Consider the following 15,900-nt stretch of genomic DNA (forward strand, 5'->3'; position numbering starts at 1 on the left):
ATGATTAAAGAAACAGGTTTTATAAAAAAGGAATGGGGAGCCAGACTTCCTGTTTTGTTAGTGTACCCGGATACATACAGAACGGGCATGAGTAACCTCGCTGTTCATACCATCTATGAACTGCTGAATAAAATTGACAATATAACCTGCGAAAGATGCTTCTGGAGAAAAGGAGATAAAAATCCCCTATCAATTGAAAGCAAAAGACGAGTAAGCGATTTTTCTATTATTGCTTTCTCCGTATCGTTTGAAAGCGATTACATAAACCTCGTTGATTTTATAAAGGCGTCAAGAATTGAGTTATACTCATCCGATAGAAGGCACGGCCCCTTGGTTATTGCAGGCGGCGCTGCAATAACACTTAATCCTGAGCCTGTTTCTGAATTTATTGATGCCTGCATTATTGGCGAGGCAGAAGGGCTTTTAGATAGTGTTGCTGAGATCGTATATCACGATATGAAAAATAGCCTTGACAGAATAGACATTCTCCATGAGCTTGATGAGCTTGAAGGTGTTTACATACCATCTTTTTATAACGTTACACGCGATACAAATGGTAATATTATTGGAATTAACCACAAATACAAAACAGAGAAAATGGTTAAAAGGCATTTTTCTCCGCCATCCGAATTCTTATCGTCTACAGTGATCTACACAAATGATACTACATTCTCAAACATGCATCTAATAGAAGTATCAAAGGGGTGCGGTTATAGATGCAGATTTTGTATATCAGGATACGCCTACCTGCCCCCGAGACACAAGGATATAAATATACTGAAAAATAACCTTAAGTCACTGCCTGTGCATGTAAAACGGGTCGGCATTATCAGCCCGATGGTTACAGAATATCCGGATCTGCATGAATTGCTTGCATACATACATAAACTTGGTCTCAGGGCATCCATGTCATCTATGCGGGCAGACGCTGTTAATGGACAGGACATGAATAGTGTAGAGTTACAGTACGATCAAATGTCTGTTGCAATAGCACCCGAAGCCGGTAATTATAGATTACGCAAAATCATAAACAAATCACTCACCGATGAGCAGATTATTAAGGCTGTGGAATTGCTGGACAAAGCCGGTATAAAGATATTAAAGCTTTACTTCCTGATAGGGATACCTTCCGAAACAGATCAAGATATTTTTGATATAATAAACTTGGTATTGCTATTAAAAAGTAAATTGAGATACGGTAAAATTAGTGTGAGTATAAACCCGCTCATACCAAAGCCGCATACCCCGTTTCAGTGGCTGCCTGTCATAAACGGAACCGTTTTAAGGCATCGCTTGGATATTATAAAGTCGGGCTTCAAGGGTAAAGGTATAAGAATTGAATGGGAAAAGCATTATATGCTGCAGGCAATTCTATCAAGAGGCGGCAGGGAATTATCAAAATTCCTTATCCATTTATCAGAACATGATACCTCCGTATCAATGACTATAAAAGATACGGCCATTGATCTCGATTATTACCTTTACAGGAAAAGGGATATACACGAGATATTTCCATGGGACTTTATTGATTATGGTTTCACGAAAGGTTTTCTGTATAAAGAATATGAACTCGGTATGAAGGGCATTCTCACACCAAAGTGCAAGCCCGATGTTTGTAAGCTTTGCGGGATATGTAATACATGAATGAACTTGAGAGACTTATAAAAGATTATATAAATAAAAATGGTCCAATCACATTTGAGCAATATATGGAAGAAGCTCTCTATCATCCATCTTTGGGCTATTACACGTCGGGCAAACAAAGAGTCGGGCCCGAAGGTGATTTTTATACGGCACCCTATGCATCCTCTGTTATGAGTATGATTATCGCAAAACAGATAGCACAGTTTTTTGAGCTGCTTGGCAAACCCGATCCGTTCTATGTCGTAGAATTCGGTGCAGGTACAGGCAGGATGGCGGACGATATAATCGAATCATTGATAACGTGGCATAAGGACGTATATGAGAGGGTGAATTACATCATTGTAGAGACGGGCTCCAATTTTGACATAGAGCATAAAGAAAAAATCAAAGTATTTAAAACACCATCCGTTATAAAGCCTTTTACGGGCTGCATAATATCTAATGAGCTGTTTGACGCATTACCCGTTCATATTATAGTTATGAAAGACAGACTTTATGAGGTTTACGTTGATGTGAAGGATGACCAATTTGTAGAAGTGCTTGAGCCTGCATCGGATGCAACCTTAGCCCATATTGACAATCTTGGAATAGAGCTTACTCAAGACGTCCGTACAGAAATCAATTTAAGAGCCGGCAAAATGCTTGAAACAATGGCTTCAATACTTATGCATGGATACGTTCTTACAATTGACTACGGGTACAACACACTCGATTATTATAGCCCTGATAGGACTAATGGAACATTGATGTGTTACTATAAGCATCAAGCGGATGATAACCCTTATGAGTTATCGGGAGAAAAAGATTTAACATCACATGTTGATTTTACGAACCTTGCAAAAAAAGGGCTTGAATTATCTTTAGAACCGATTGGTTACGTAAGACAGATGGACTTCATTTATGCTCTCGGATATGAAAAATTGCTGAAAAATTTAAAGGAAGTAATAAATGATCCTGTTGATTACTTCAGACTTACATCAGCATCAAAATTTTTAATCATGCCTGGAACAATGGGAGAAATATTTAAAGTCATGCTTCAATATAAAGGCGGTAAAGGGCTGCCCGTCCCATCAGGCTTTACTTATAAAAACATGGTTACACTATTGTTTAAGCAGCATCAGCCTCCTCTCCGCAAGGAAGGCGGGCATGGTCCGACATGACAAATCTATAACAACGAAAACACGGATTGAGATTCTTTATAAAATAAAAAATGGCGGAGAAACCCCGCCATTAAACATTTATATCTTCTGTTCCTTAGTCCTCATTGCCCAGTGTCAAGCCACATATAATACGGGGCTGATAAACCAGTGTTAGCTCCTGTTATGGTGCGGAAAGGTGCAATATCACCGTTTATTGTGCTTGCATTGTTATAGACAGTTATGGAGTTGTTATTTTGGTTAGATATATAGAGCCTATCAGAAGATGAATCATACCATATACCGGACGATCTGCTTAATCCAGTGGAAGCGCCTAAAATATTTCTATCCGGGAAAATATTTCCGTTTGCAACACTTGCATTATTATAGACACTGATATTACCACCATTGGCTACATACAAATGTTCAGGCGTAAGTGATGCGCTTGTATTAAATGACCATGCGTAATCCTGTGCAAGGCTATTGCCCTTGGCATCCTGCACACCTGTTGTAAGTGTTACTGTGTAAAGAGCAAATGAGTCAAGTGTATTTGATGGATCAAAATATACTGTTTGTGAGCCTGAATTGTAAGATATTGTTCCTGTAATCTGGGTACCATGTGTCGATACAATAAAGGTCGTTGCGCTGATACTTGCAGGATTCATTGCCATTGTAAAGGTTGCTCTTATTACAATATCCAATGCTGTATTATTATTTCCTGGCGTAGGGCTTACCCATGATACCGAAGGCAGTGTCGGACCTGCCGGACCGGTTGTTCCCGTTGGTCCCGTTCCACCTGTCTCTCATGCCGGACCTGCTGCACCGTTGACTCCGTTCTTGCCGTTTGATCCGCTGCATCCTGCTATTGTAAACAGGACGGCCATGCTTAACACTAATATTTTAGTTTTTATATTGTTCATTGTTTCCTCCTTTTTGTTTTGCAAATTATCCCCTCCACTACCCTCCCCTCGGTAAGGGGAGACTGATGGAATTTAACATAACTATCCATATAACATGCGATAAGTCACAGATTGGGAATTTTTGTCATATACTATTTGTTTCACTTACAATCGCCAACGCGTTCACCGGTATAGCGATCAATGACCTTTCTTGTAGTACCATGTTCATGAAAAACAGTGGTCATGGTGCCATTATAGCTTGTGCCGTTGTGATAGGTAAAATCCCCTGTACTTGTTGCAGGGTGCTTGCCTGTACAAACCATCTTCCAAGTTACATGACTGCCGGAGATCTTGCGGTCTGTCATCTTACAATCTTTGTTCTGCTGGGGCGTAGTAGGCATTGCCTTGTCTGGATTTGTGATATTCTTTTTATCAAAGCAGGTTGTTATGGTGGTAGGTCTCATCTGAAAAGGCATACCCGGCATGCTCATGGATGTCGTGATCTTCCACAAGCCCTGCTTCATATTTGCCGGACCGGCCATTGCTATCGCAGAAAGCAGTACCACGAAAATGCCGGTAGTGATTATAGTTTTTTTATTCATTATATTCTCCTTTTTATTTATTTTTTTTTAAGGGGAAGAGCAGATCCATAGGTCTGCCCCTGCTGCTTATTACAGTTCTTCGGTATGCCCTCAGTGTATCGCATAGAGATGTCCGTCGTCTGATCCTCGTAAACTGTTCCGTCGGCTCCGATTGCAGGGGATGACTCAATGATGCCTCCTGTCGGATAATCCCATTTGACTGTGCCATCAGGTTTGATTGCATAGAGATTTCCATTCGAGTCCTCCATTATGACTGAGGGCATAAATATAACCCTGACTGCCATAGCCGCTATCAGAGGGTACGTAGATGTTACCGACGTGTTCCGCGGTCCCGATAATACTTCCGGGACGGTCCTTTCTGCATCTGTAGATACGGATGATATATGTCTGCATGATGTCCCCGCTTTCCAATAACTGCCGGCTATGAAGGCGGCAGGTGCGAGAACCCCGCACCTGCCTTGTAACGTCCCACCTTCTATTTCTTGCCGCTTGCTTCCGGCCCGACTCTTTCTTCTCAGTGTACCACATTCAAGACGCCTAGATAGTCGCCGATGTATATACTTCCGTCCGCACCGATTGCCGGTGAACTGTAGAGTCTATGGCCGGAGCCTGCGTAGTATGTCCATTTTACGTTTCCTGCCGGTGAAATTGCATAAAGTTCGCCAGTCTGCGAACCAACATAGATGGTACCATCCGCTCCGATCGCCGGTGAGGAATAGACTGAGCCTGTTAGCACCCTCCATTTTTCTGTCCCATCGGGGTTAAACGCGTAAAGATAATCATCTAAGGAGCTCACATAGATCGTGCCGTCCGGGCCGATTGCCGGTGAGGTAGCTATGCTGCCTCCTGTTGCTGCGACCCATTTACGCCATCCTGCCGCCAGTGAGAATGCATAAAGATTGCCATTCCCTGAACCTACGTAGATGGTGCCATCCGATCCGATTGCCGGACTGGAATCTATGGTTCCTTCAAATATTAAGGCTTGCCAATCGACAGCTCCGTCCGGGTAGAATGCATAAAGGTAACTACTTACTGTTGGTGCTGCACCTGTTGTACCGACATAAATGGTGCCATTCGCACCGATTGCGGCCCCGGAGTCTATTTGACCTGTCGAATAGCTCCATACTCGTTGTCCCTGTGGGCTAATGGCATAAAAATTACCATCATAAGAGCCAGCGTAGATCGTGCCGTCCGCACCGATCGCCGGGGTGGCCTTTATGCTCCCCCCTGTTGTGAAGCTCCAATCAACGGCGCCGGTAGTTGCGTTGAGGGAATAGAGATGATCATCCGCCGAGCCAAGATAGATGGTTCCGTTCGAGACAATGGTTGGCGCCGCCCATATCCCTCCTCCCCCTGTCGTAAAACTCCATTCGAGAGCTTGATCGGTCGGGTTGATGGCATAAAGAGCGCCGTTTGTATAATTTGTCGAGCCTGCGTAGACGGTTCCATCCGCACCAATGACCGGTGATGCCAGTAGCTGGTATCCAGAAAGGCTTGGGTCTGTATATGTCCATTTTACTGTTCCTGTTATAGAGCTTGTATTGATATTACTCAGTCCGGTCCCCTGTAGATCCCTGTGGAATGTGGGCCATGGCGAGGCGCTGGCTATGTTCATGTAGCTGCTACCCTGTGCCTCTTTACCATTGCCGTCGGTCACTGTTACAATTACCTTGTAATAGCCAGGTATGCCGGGCGAATACCACACAGTATCATTTCCCCAGCCCGTTGACGTTATGTACGCTCCTATAGTCCATTCAAAGCTCAGTAAATCGCCGTCAGGGTCGTCCGCATCGCACTCAAGGCTTGATGCAGCATACACCGGCTGGGGGCCGATGGCGATACTGTTGATGACCGGCGAGGTATTGCCCTGCGTGCCCAGGGCAATCGTACCCATCGCGTATCTGCCGCTGGCATCGCTGACCTCGATCGTGGCCGTGCCGGATGCGGAGTAGCTTGATGGTGCCGTGATGGTTGCCGTCGGATCGTTGACGCTGCCCGGGGACACGACCCACGGGCTTGTTGTCGTCCACGTGTAAGTCAGCGCAAGCCCCTGCGCGCTCTGTGCCACAACCGCCGCCGTGAAGCTTGTGCCGGGCGTCGCGGGCATGCCATAAACCGACAGACTCTGTATGATAGGCATGGTAGGCCCAGTGAGGCCCTGAGGACCCGCAGGACCCGTTTGCCCGTTCGAGCCGTTTGTACCTGCCGGACCTGTTGCGCCGTTCTTACCGCTTGTGCTGCTGCATCCTGCCATTACCGCCGATGCAAAGACAAGCACCAAAATCAACTTACCTATTGTTTTCATGTTTGTACCCTCCTTTTTGTTTTGACCTGTCTGTAGCACACAAGAAGTCACAAAACGGTCACACATCGAGGATTGTTGTACGGTCAGACTTTCTTATTTTACAAATGCATTTTTCGGGTAAAGGAAAACCGCACACGCATTCCCGGACTAATCTTGCTTTCCTGACATTACCCGGGAGAGCTTTTGATCAGCGCGTATATGGATTCTGTCTTTGGTGAAGGCGATATACCCAGTATGGTTTGAAGCGTATTCTTACACCTGTTGTACACTGCCAGAGATTCACCGGCTCTACCCATTGATTGATAGCATAACATGAGAGATTGATAGAACTCTTCTGACAGATTATCCGCTTCTAATCCCTTTTGGTAGCACTCTAAAGCCTCTCTCCATTTGCCCTTCTGTTCCAGATAGTGTCCCAGCCTGCTTATGGAACGGATGAATTTACTTTTGATACGCTCTCGTATGGATGTAGTCCACCATTGGTTCGCATCATTGGGTAAAAATCTGCCTTTATACATGTCAACAGCTTGCTCTGTTAGTTTAGCAGCCGCTTCTATATTACTGCTCCACAAAGGATCGGCTCTATCAAGAATTTGCTCAAAAGCCCATACATCAACCCAGCAGTATTGAGGGTCAAGAGATAATCTGCCCTCTTTAACTTGTAGGCACTTCTCATTACCGATCAGCAACCTCAACCTCTGTAACGTTGTTGAGAAGACACTGTGTGATTTATCTCCCTCTGCCTCAGGCCATAGTGCATCGCTGATCACCTCTTCCCTGACATCTATACCTCCGGATGCAACCAATACCTTAAGCATATTTACAGGTGTCTTCTGAACCTTGCCTGAGAAACCCAATGGTTGCTCATCCTTCAATAATGCAAAACTACCAAGAGTACGTATCTTAAGTTCCCATGGCCAATTTTCGATATCAACAATATTACCGGTACTGCCGATATTATTTTTCAAAACAAGTCCGCGTCTTTTAATAAGCATCTGTACATACGGTACTTCTATTCCTGCTTGAAGCGCCTTTATGCATAACTGGAGCATAATATCAGGCATCCATCGCCAGTGATTTATATAGCCCTGTGCTTTCCCGATCTTCATACCATTGCGTAACTGTTCAAAACCCTCGAGTTCATTGCCGCAGTCAAATTTAATCTGTGCATCAAGCAAACAGCAGTAGAACTCCAGTATTACCGATCGCATCTCTGCACTTATATGTCTGGCATGTGTCAGGTTTTTGCGGGCATTTTCGTAATCTTCCAATGATACCTGTATCTGAGCCAGCCCAAGTCTGTTTATAGCCTCCGGGAACGGTGCGCCAGCTTGAATCGCGGCTCGCAGTGCCTCTTCTCCATATTTCATAGACACCGGCAGATTCCTCTTCAGATGGCTATGATAGCTTTTCAGGTAATAATAGTGTGAGACGTCCAGAGTGTGGCTGCTGTCCATGGAGTTAAACATGCTGTTCAGATATTTTTCTGCTGCGGACAGCTCTCCGGTCGTAAGCGCATAATAGGCACCCTGGGCAAAAAACATGTGATCCCATAAATGCACACCGTACCTGTTCGACATCTCCAGGCCTTCATCTATTGCAGAAGTTGTTTTAGGTGATACGGTAAACCACAGATAGATACATTTAATAACCTGCCCTAAAATCGACTCTAATGGTGTTATTGCACCATGGTTGCTTATACCACGCCTTATAGTATCATGATCGATTATTGGCTTATTGATAACCGGTTTGTGCATATCAAAAAGTACATCCATTTTTGCTATATCGCCTATCCACGAATAGTACAACAAAAGGTAATTCGTGAGCATTGCTCTTGTGCGTTCATCAGTGTGTTTGCCGTTTTGGGATTGCACAATAGCCTCGGCGCGTTTTACCCATGGCGATATGTTTTTTTGCTGTGGCTTCCGGTAAATCATAGATAAAAGCATAACGGAGATGAAGTGTGCCTCGATCTGTCCGGAAGGGAAAGGCACACGTGAGAGTAACCCTTTTATAATCTCAATCCAACGGTCAAGTGGCTCAAAGTTATCCCATTCTATGCAGTACGTCCTTGCAATACCTGCCCAGGACAGAAATAATCCATTACTGCTGTTTTGATCTTGCTGCTCTTGGAATAAGGCAAACGCTTTTTCCAGCGTTTTACGGCTTTCGGTCAGTGAGAACGGTAAGACAGCTACCCCATACCAGTACAGCAGCCAAGGTGCGGCATCAAGGACTGCAGCTGGCAGCTGCTTTAGCCATTGCATGAGGATCTGGTTTCTTCCCTGTGTTATTAAAGGCTGCGCATTGTTAAGGATAAGCTGAGTAAAAGCATGCCAATCTTTGGATGCTTGAAACAGTTTTGCTGCTTCTTCAATCTCTCCTGCTTCTTCCAATAGCTCAGCCGCTTTCTCCCGTATTTCTCTCAGCTCTGTTTCTTTGAATACTTTGTTTGCCTGCGCCAGGAGAAACTTACGGAAGAGCGAATGATAATGGTATGTAGATTCAAGAGATGATATCTTCACGGTAAAATAATTGTTAAGATGTAGACTTGCAAGCAAGTCTTCCGGATGGTCCATCCCGGTCAGTCTTTGAGCCATATCAAAGGTTATCTTTGGCAAAAATGATGTTTTCAGTAAGAAGTCCTGAACGTTTTTATCTATTCTGTTAAAGATCTCATCTGCAAAATAGTTAAAGAACCTGTCCTCTAAGATTTCATTCTGTATAAGATGTACGTCTTCCTTTCTATACTTTTCCATTAACAATACGAGACCTGCTGCCCACCCTTGCACTTTATCATGGAATTGTTTTGCATCCTTAATACTGATATTCTTAAGTCCTCTCTTTTGAAGGAATAGCATGGTTTCACTCATGGTAAATCTAATATCCTGATCCGTAATAAAGCCTATTCTATCACCGGTGCGAAGATGGGAGAATGCCGCATGGGGTTCGCCTTTACTTATAAATATAAAATTTATACAGTGAGGAACACAATCGGATATCATCGATACCCCCATACTTATGACCTTATGTAGCATAGAGTCAGGAGGCACATCCTGATAATTATCAAATACAATAACAAACTTCTTTGGCTTGGCTAAGCTGCTTAAGAGCTCCTGAAAGAACAGCTTTGTAAATGCAGGAATATCCTGGAGATGTTCCGGGGTAGGGAGCGGAAACGATTGTACATCTCTTTTCGTTGTTATGTTTTGTGCGCGGGGTGGGTATACAATGTCTTTTGCTGCCATACCCATGTAATAGAAAAATGTTGATAACTCATTGTCCCCTTCGTCCAGATGGTAGTAGATATAGGGTATCTTGCGGCTTTTCAGATAGTTTACAACAAATGTAGTCTTACCAGACCCTGGTATGCCGGATATCCAGACAATAGGCTTTTTACGGAGTTTATCCAGTAAATGGAACAACCCTTTTCTTTGAATTACACCGACTACCTCAGGCTTACTTATTTTATAGATATTATGCACTATCTCGTAAGGTTTAGATTTCATAATTGCATTCAATAAAAGATAATATAATTAAGTAGTTATACTATATTGTATATTAATATTAAAAATGCTTAAATGTGTCAAGTGGAAAAAATAATTATTATTAACTTGACAGCCTTATCGTCGATTATGTATAATTTAAAGTCTTGAAGGCGGATAGCTCAGTTGGTAGAGCGCCACTCTTACACGGTGGATGTCGCAGGTTCGAGCCCTGTTCCGCCTACGTTTTTTGGGGTCGTAGTTCAGTTTGGTTAGAACGTCCGCCTGTCACGCGGAAGGTCGCGGGTTCGAGCCCCGTCGACCCCGCCATTTGATGGCTTATTCTTTTAATTCAAATAAAAAAACTGCTTTATAAGAATATATGGGATCCATCAGCGATTGAACCCCGGCGCAGGATAAACCACGATGTTTAACGAGTAAAGCAGAGAGTTACACCTTCTGTAACAAATCAATTATCTCAAAAAGATAAAACTGCGGCGGCATCATTCCTGATCGTATTGACTTTCATTGGTTAAAATAGTTAACCATGTATATGGTAAATAGTAAAAAAATACTTATTATTGAGGATGATAAAGATATTTCTAATCTCATTTCTCATTTTGTTTCTAAGGAAGGGTATACGCCGATTTTAGCACATGATGGGGAAGAGGGCTTATGGCAAATAAAGGCAAAGTCTCCGGATATCATAATACTTGATCTTATGCTGCCTCGCAAAGATGGGTATGAGGTTATAAGACAGATAAAAAAAGAAAAAAACATGCCGGAAATTCCCATAATTATACTTACGGCAAAATCAGAGGAAATCGATAAAATAGTAGGACTTGAACTTGGAGCTGATGACTATATTACAAAACCTTTTAGTCCGAGAGAGCTTATCGCAAGAATAAAAGCTGTTATGAGAAGAACGGATCCTGAAGCTATAGTAAATACTGCTAAAAAATTAGCCTATGGTAAATTGGAGATAGATGATAACAAATACGAAGTAAGGTACGATGAAAAGCTAATAAGTCTAACGTCAAAAGAATACAATCTTCTTAAGTATCTATTACAGCACAAGGGTTTTGTAATATCAAGGGATGATCTTTTACAAAATGTATGGGGATATAATTATGTAGGTACTACCAGAACGGTTGATGTGCACATATCAAGATTAAGAAAAAAAATACCGTATTTGGATAAAAATATTCAACACATTAAAGATATAGGGTACAAATTTTTAGATGAATAAAAAAGCCTTTATTACATTCTCTGCGGCATTCTTTACAATAGCGTTTATTGTATTTATTTTAACAAAAAGACTCGGTATAGATATAGACATTTTTATTGTGTTTGTTTTTTCATTGCTGGCCGCTTTTATATCAAGCAAGATTTACGCAAGCACAATCAAATCACTCTTAAAACATATAGTGTTGGTTTCTCAAAAAGAGTTACAGATATATAACCTTGTGTACCCTTCATCTCCAGGGATGGATGACGTAAAATCAGTTATACTGCAGCTCATGCAAAAGGCAAAAGAACAAATCCAGAATTTTTATAAAGATATGAATGTTATAAAAAATATGATTGATAAAGTTGATATAGGTATACTCGTAGTTAACAGACACGGTAAGGTTATGTACGCCAACAGGTGCATAAAAGATATAGGTGCCCTCGGTTCTGATACAACGGACATATATTTTTTTGACATGATAAGGAGCTATGAGGTTTCCAATCTTTTTAATGAAGTACTTTCCGATTTAAAAACAAGGCAATCCGAGATATCAATCTTTGCGCCGCATGAAATGAATTTCCAGTTTACAATAAGCAATATAGATTATTGCGGCTCCGAGCAGTGTTTCTTATTCACATTAAAAGAAATAACAAAATTGAAACAGATAGAACAAATAAGACAGGATTTCATAACCAATGCATCTCATGAATTAAAAACACCGCTGACATCCATAATAGGTTATCTCGAAGCACTCAAAGATGATTATAATAAGCAATTCATTGACATAGCTCATAAAAATGCAAGGAGGATGCAGAGGATCGTGGATGATATGCTTATACTATCAAAAGCAGACAGAGGTCCTTCTGATCTCAATATGAAGCATATAGGCCTTTCAGAAATCATAAATGAGGTTAAATCACTTTTGAACAAAGAATTAGAGAATAGACATCAAATGTTAAGCATTAATGTACATGATAATGCAGACGTTGTTTACGCTGATAAAGAAGCCATGTTTCATATATTCTTAAATCTTATAGACAATGCAGTAAAATATAGCAGAGAAAATGATCGGATCGATGTTGAAGTAGAAGGTAACGATAAAGGTGTAGAGGTAATTGTAAAAGATACAGGTATAGGCATACCGTCAAATGAGCTTGATAGGATTTTTGAGAGGTTTTATACGGTTGATAAGACAAGATCACGGGAGCTTGGCGGTACCGGGCTCGGATTATCGATTGTTAAGCATTTTGTTCTTGCACATAATGGACGGATATGGGTAGAGAGTACGTTAAACAAAGGCAGTGCTTTTCATTTTACAATACCAAGAAAATAATCTGATAATAAACCAGGATTAAATGTATAAACCTTTATACGGTTTGAAAACCTGATAGATATGAAAGTCTTAGACAAATACATTACAAGAGAACTAATACCGCCATTTCTAATAAGCTTGATTTTAACAAGTGCCTTAATGCTTATCGGAAGAATGGTCAGATTCTTCGACCTTATAGTTTCAAAAGGTGTTGCTGTTAAAAACGTTGCACTCATATTTGTCTATATGTCACCGTTCATCCTTGCACTTGCAATACCGATATCTATTCTTGTATCTGTTGTAATAGTTTTTAGCAGACTGTCCGCAGACAGCGAGATAATTGCAATGAAATCCATAGGCATAAAACTTCTAACACTATCAAAGATGCCTATAATACTCGGACTTATTGGTTACATACTTGCGGATGTTATATCATTCTACATGCTTCCAAAAGCCAATATTGCACTTAAGAATGAATTTTTCAATATAGTCATACAAAAAACAACTGTAGGTATAAATGAAAAGGCATTTAACAACTTTACTAAAAACATAACATTTTATGTAGATAATCTTTCAAAGCACAAAGATATAATGAAGCAGGTATTTATTTACGATGAAAGAGAATCTAATATGCCCAATACGATAGTAGCAGATACCGGCAGTTTCATTGTAAACAAGCGAGATAAAGATATTACTCTTGTATTGCATGACGGTGTTATCCAGCAACTAAGTAAAAACATGAAAATCATCAGGATTGTGCATTTTAAAGACTATTATATTACTTTCTCAACAGATCAGATAATTTCTTCTATCAATATAGGTAACAACTCTTCCTTTGAACTGACAATCGTACAATTGATTAAAAAATATTTAAGTTTAGAGAAGGCTAAAGAGCATACGACTTCTATTTTAATAGATTTAACAGAACGGCTGGCAATACCATTTACAGCCATTATTTTTTCCATAATGGCCATTCCGTTAGGTATAAAATCCCCGAGATCCGGAAAGGCTTACGGAATTATAATAGCAATCGGGGTTGTGTTAACGTATTACATAACATTAAGCGGTGCAGAAACAATCTCCAAATTACACATTCTCAGCCCATTCTTTGTTATATTTTCGGTTGACTTAGTTTACTTTGTAATTGCCGTACTTCTTTTATTTATGGTTTCTCAGGAAAAAGATACGGAATATCTTAAAACCATTATTAAGAGGCTATTGCCGTGATGAAGATATTAAACAGATATATATTAAAAGAGTTTATGATCGTTTACACGATTTCGCTGATTGCCCTCTCAGGCCTTTTTCTTATAGTTAATATTTTTGAGAATTTGAAATTTATCCTTTCATACCACCCATCCTTTTACGAAGTTTTTATGCTTTATTTCACTCAAATCCCAGGCATTTTATATCAGACTATCCCCATGGCGGCTCTACTTACAACAGTTATCGTATTTGCCGTAATGTCTAAGAATAATGAGATAGGTTCACTCCTTTCTACCGGCATAAACCCTTTAACAATTGTAAAGCCTATAATCTACACTGTAATTGTTATCTCAATAATAAACCTTGTAATAGGCGAATCAATTGTACCAAGGACAAATATTGATAATGGTTTGATTGATGCAAACATACATAATTCTAATGCAAGTATTAACCAAAAAATCAAATTAAATAACATATGGCTTAAATCAAATAACAAAATCTACAAAATAGGGTTATTCATACCCTGGCTTGATACGATTAAAGATGTAACAGTTTATGATTTCTCTAACGATTACAAAACCTTAATATCAAGAACGGACATAGAAATCGCGAGATGGGAACAGGATCACTGGGAGGCAGCCAATGTTAATATTAGAGATTTTAAAACCAATAATCAGGTTGTTTATAGTTTCATAACGTCAACTTCATTTCAGTTTCCATACACGATCAAGGATTTTAAACATACCGAAAAAACACCGGATGAGATGAACTATTTTGAGCTTATGTCATACACACAAAAACTAAAAAAAGAAGGCTACTCTTATGCACCTTATGATGTTTCACTAAATTTTAAGCTTTCTTACCCGTTCTCATCTCTTTTTGTAATATTAATCGTATTACCATTTTCCTTAAAGAAAAGAAAAACGGCGGGTTTTATCCTTGCTATCGGAATCGCACTAACAATAGGTTTCAGCTATTGGATTATTTTGGCACTATCTTTATCAATGGGTAATTCGGGCATTTTAAATCCTGTTTTAGCCACATGGCTACCCAATGCTATCACACTTGGTATATCTACAATTACATATACATTTACTAAATGGTAAAATATGAATTTTAACCCTGTATATATTTTAATACAGGCCCTGGAGTAACAAGTATGTTCGTATCTTCATACATATCTCCATCCACTGTGTATTTTAGAGGTACATGAGACCTGATTTCAGTAACACTTGCAAGTGTATCTACTATGTTTGGAAAATTAGGCGGGCTGCCCACATACAATCTTCTTAATCTTTTTATCAACTCAAAAGCATTAGCTCTACCGGCTAATACATGAATCTTATCGGGTAACTCATTAGCCCTGTATATAGCCCTAAAATTAAGTCCTATATTTTTTATGCTTGAACTAACCACAACAGAATATTCGTCAAAACTCAATTTCACGTTATCTATAATTACTTCTGCATTTATCGGTTTAAAAAGTTTTTCTACGTACTCGGTTTTTAGTATAGCCGATGCGATACCCTTGTATATGATTTGCAATGCCTTTATCGGTCCTGGATTACCGCCTTCATAATATATATCCATGAGATTTGCGACAAAGCCTGTACCAAACATAAAACCATACCTACCATTAACATTTAATACCTTATTCTCTCTTGTTTGAAACGGCATTCCTTTTTTATAATTATTAACAATCTTTTTTGTTATACCAATGACAGAACCTCTTATACCATTCAATGCATTTGATATTGTATTCATGGTCCCTCCTCGCAAATGTGCGATAAGAGGCAGGCTTGTATCATTATATACCTTGATCATACTGGTAACGATCTGATGATTTGTACCATCTCCCCCATTTACGCCGACAACCTCGTACCTGTCTTTTTTTATCTCCTCTGCTACCTCTGTCAACTCTTCCAGCGATGACGGGATAAAAACTTTACCATACCTATCAACGGCATCAATAAGATAATCAAGCAATTTCGGGTTTCTCTTATTTTTTTTGGATTTTGGGTTATGTATAATACCAATAGCTCTCATAATTACTCCGTAAAATAAATTTATTTGATTCTTG

The 15,900-nt window shown here is 40.2% G+C and carries 13 protein-coding genes and 2 tRNA genes; 9 read left to right on the forward strand and 6 right to left on the reverse strand.

Annotated elements, in window-relative coordinates:
• Complete coding sequence (locus M1381_06880; protein MCL4478806.1) at nucleotides 1-1,644, forward strand: B12-binding domain-containing radical SAM protein; 1,644 nt, start codon at nucleotides 1-3, stop codon at nucleotides 1,642-1,644.
• A complete protein-coding gene (locus M1381_06885; GenBank protein MCL4478807.1) occupies nucleotides 1,641-2,804 on the forward strand; it encodes an SAM-dependent methyltransferase in 1,164 nt (387 codons plus the stop codon). Before M1381_06880 ends, M1381_06885 begins: the two co-directional genes overlap by 4 nt.
• 101 nt (nucleotides 2,805-2,905) lie before the next feature.
• On the opposite strand, the gene M1381_06890 is transcribed toward M1381_06885, so the two are convergent.
• The 3 genes from M1381_06890 to M1381_06900 form a co-directional block, all read right to left on the reverse strand.
• Complete coding sequence (locus M1381_06890) at nucleotides 2,906-3,481, reverse strand: Ig-like domain-containing protein (protein MCL4478808.1); 576 nt, start codon at nucleotides 3,479-3,481, stop codon at nucleotides 2,906-2,908.
• Nucleotides 3,482-3,840: 359 nt separating this feature from the next.
• Nucleotides 3,841-4,281, reverse strand: a complete 441-nt coding sequence (locus M1381_06895) for a DUF3617 domain-containing protein (GenBank protein ID MCL4478809.1) — start codon at nucleotides 4,279-4,281, stop codon at nucleotides 3,841-3,843.
• Nucleotides 4,282-4,298: 17 nt separating this feature from the next.
• Nucleotides 4,299-4,529, reverse strand: coding sequence for a PQQ-binding-like beta-propeller repeat protein (locus M1381_06900; GenBank protein ID MCL4478810.1), 231 nt, complete (start codon nucleotides 4,527-4,529; stop codon nucleotides 4,299-4,301).
• A 1-nt stretch (nucleotide 4,530) separates the two neighbouring features.
• Here M1381_06900 and M1381_06905 point away from each other — a divergent pair, with 1 nt between their 5' ends.
• Entirely contained in the window at nucleotides 4,531-4,695 is a 165-nt protein-coding gene (locus M1381_06905) for a hypothetical protein (GenBank protein ID MCL4478811.1), read from the forward strand.
• A 100-nt stretch (nucleotides 4,696-4,795) separates the two neighbouring features.
• Here the strand turns inward: M1381_06905 and M1381_06910 are convergent, their stop codons facing one another.
• The gene (locus tag M1381_06910; protein MCL4478812.1) at nucleotides 4,796-6,586 is read right to left on the reverse strand and encodes a PQQ-binding-like beta-propeller repeat protein; all 1,791 of its coding nucleotides are present in this window, start codon (nucleotides 6,584-6,586) and stop codon (nucleotides 4,796-4,798) included.
• Between the two features lie 167 nt (nucleotides 6,587-6,753).
• Entirely contained in the window at nucleotides 6,754-10,095 is a 3,342-nt protein-coding gene (locus M1381_06915) for a hypothetical protein (GenBank protein MCL4478813.1), read from the reverse strand.
• Nucleotides 10,096-10,242: 147 nt separating this feature from the next.
• On the opposite strand from M1381_06915, the gene M1381_06920 reads away from it, so the two are divergent.
• From M1381_06920 to M1381_06945, 6 genes are all read left to right on the forward strand, one after another.
• Nucleotides 10,243-10,315, forward strand: a tRNA-Val gene (locus M1381_06920).
• 8 nt (nucleotides 10,316-10,323) lie between these two features.
• Nucleotides 10,324-10,401, forward strand: a tRNA-Asp gene (locus M1381_06925).
• 223 nt (nucleotides 10,402-10,624) lie between these two features.
• Nucleotides 10,625-11,320 carry a response regulator transcription factor gene (locus tag M1381_06930; protein ID MCL4478814.1) on the forward strand — a complete coding sequence of 232 codons (696 nt, stop codon included), beginning with the start codon at nucleotides 10,625-10,627 and terminating at the stop codon, nucleotides 11,318-11,320.
• Nucleotides 11,313-12,635 carry an ATP-binding protein gene (locus tag M1381_06935; GenBank protein ID MCL4478815.1) on the forward strand — a complete coding sequence of 441 codons (1,323 nt, stop codon included), beginning with the start codon at nucleotides 11,313-11,315 and terminating at the stop codon, nucleotides 12,633-12,635. The genes M1381_06930 and M1381_06935 overlap by 8 nt, the downstream gene beginning before the upstream one ends.
• Before the next feature lie 60 nt (nucleotides 12,636-12,695).
• Nucleotides 12,696-13,841 (forward strand): LptF/LptG family permease, encoded by a 1,146-nt coding sequence (locus tag M1381_06940; GenBank protein MCL4478816.1) that lies wholly within the window; start codon nucleotides 12,696-12,698, stop codon nucleotides 13,839-13,841.
• The gene (locus M1381_06945; GenBank protein MCL4478817.1) at nucleotides 13,841-14,926 is read left to right on the forward strand and encodes an LptF/LptG family permease; all 1,086 of its coding nucleotides are present in this window, start codon (nucleotides 13,841-13,843) and stop codon (nucleotides 14,924-14,926) included. The genes M1381_06940 and M1381_06945 overlap by 1 nt, the downstream gene beginning before the upstream one ends.
• A 10-nt stretch (nucleotides 14,927-14,936) precedes the next feature.
• Here the strand turns inward: M1381_06945 and M1381_06950 are convergent, their stop codons facing one another.
• Entirely contained in the window at nucleotides 14,937-15,866 is a 930-nt protein-coding gene (locus tag M1381_06950; GenBank protein ID MCL4478818.1) for a hypothetical protein, read from the reverse strand.
• Between the last annotated feature and the right edge of the window lie 34 nt (nucleotides 15,867-15,900).

Source organism: Deltaproteobacteria bacterium (genome assembly GCA_023382265.1).
Classification (GTDB): Bacteria; JAMCPX01; JAMCPX01; order JAMCPX01; family JAMCPX01; genus JAMCPX01.

Coding starts and splice junctions, on each gene's coding strand:
- M1381_06880 (MCL4478806.1), top strand. CDS start 1: ATGATTAAAGAAACAGGTTTTATAAAAAAGGAATGGGGAGCCAGACTT.
- M1381_06885 (MCL4478807.1), top strand. CDS start 1,641: ATGAATGAACTTGAGAGACTTATAAAAGATTATATAAATAAAAATGGT.
- M1381_06895 (MCL4478809.1), bottom strand. CDS start 4,281: ATGAATAAAAAAACTATAATCACTACCGGCATTTTCGTGGTACTGCTT.
- M1381_06900 (MCL4478810.1), bottom strand. CDS start 4,529: ATGGAGGACTCGAATGGAAATCTCTATGCAATCAAACCTGATGGCACA.
- M1381_06905 (MCL4478811.1), top strand. CDS start 4,531: ATGACTGAGGGCATAAATATAACCCTGACTGCCATAGCCGCTATCAGA.
- M1381_06910 (MCL4478812.1), bottom strand. CDS start 6,586: ATGAAAACAATAGGTAAGTTGATTTTGGTGCTTGTCTTTGCATCGGCG.
- M1381_06915 (MCL4478813.1), bottom strand. CDS start 10,095: ATGAAATCTAAACCTTACGAGATAGTGCATAATATCTATAAAATAAGT.
- M1381_06930 (MCL4478814.1), top strand. CDS start 10,625: ATGGTAAATAGTAAAAAAATACTTATTATTGAGGATGATAAAGATATT.
- M1381_06935 (MCL4478815.1), top strand. CDS start 11,313: ATGAATAAAAAAGCCTTTATTACATTCTCTGCGGCATTCTTTACAATA.
- M1381_06940 (MCL4478816.1), top strand. CDS start 12,696: ATGAAAGTCTTAGACAAATACATTACAAGAGAACTAATACCGCCATTT.
- M1381_06945 (MCL4478817.1), top strand. CDS start 13,841: ATGAAGATATTAAACAGATATATATTAAAAGAGTTTATGATCGTTTAC.
- M1381_06950 (MCL4478818.1), bottom strand. CDS start 15,866: ATGAGAGCTATTGGTATTATACATAACCCAAAATCCAAAAAAAATAAG.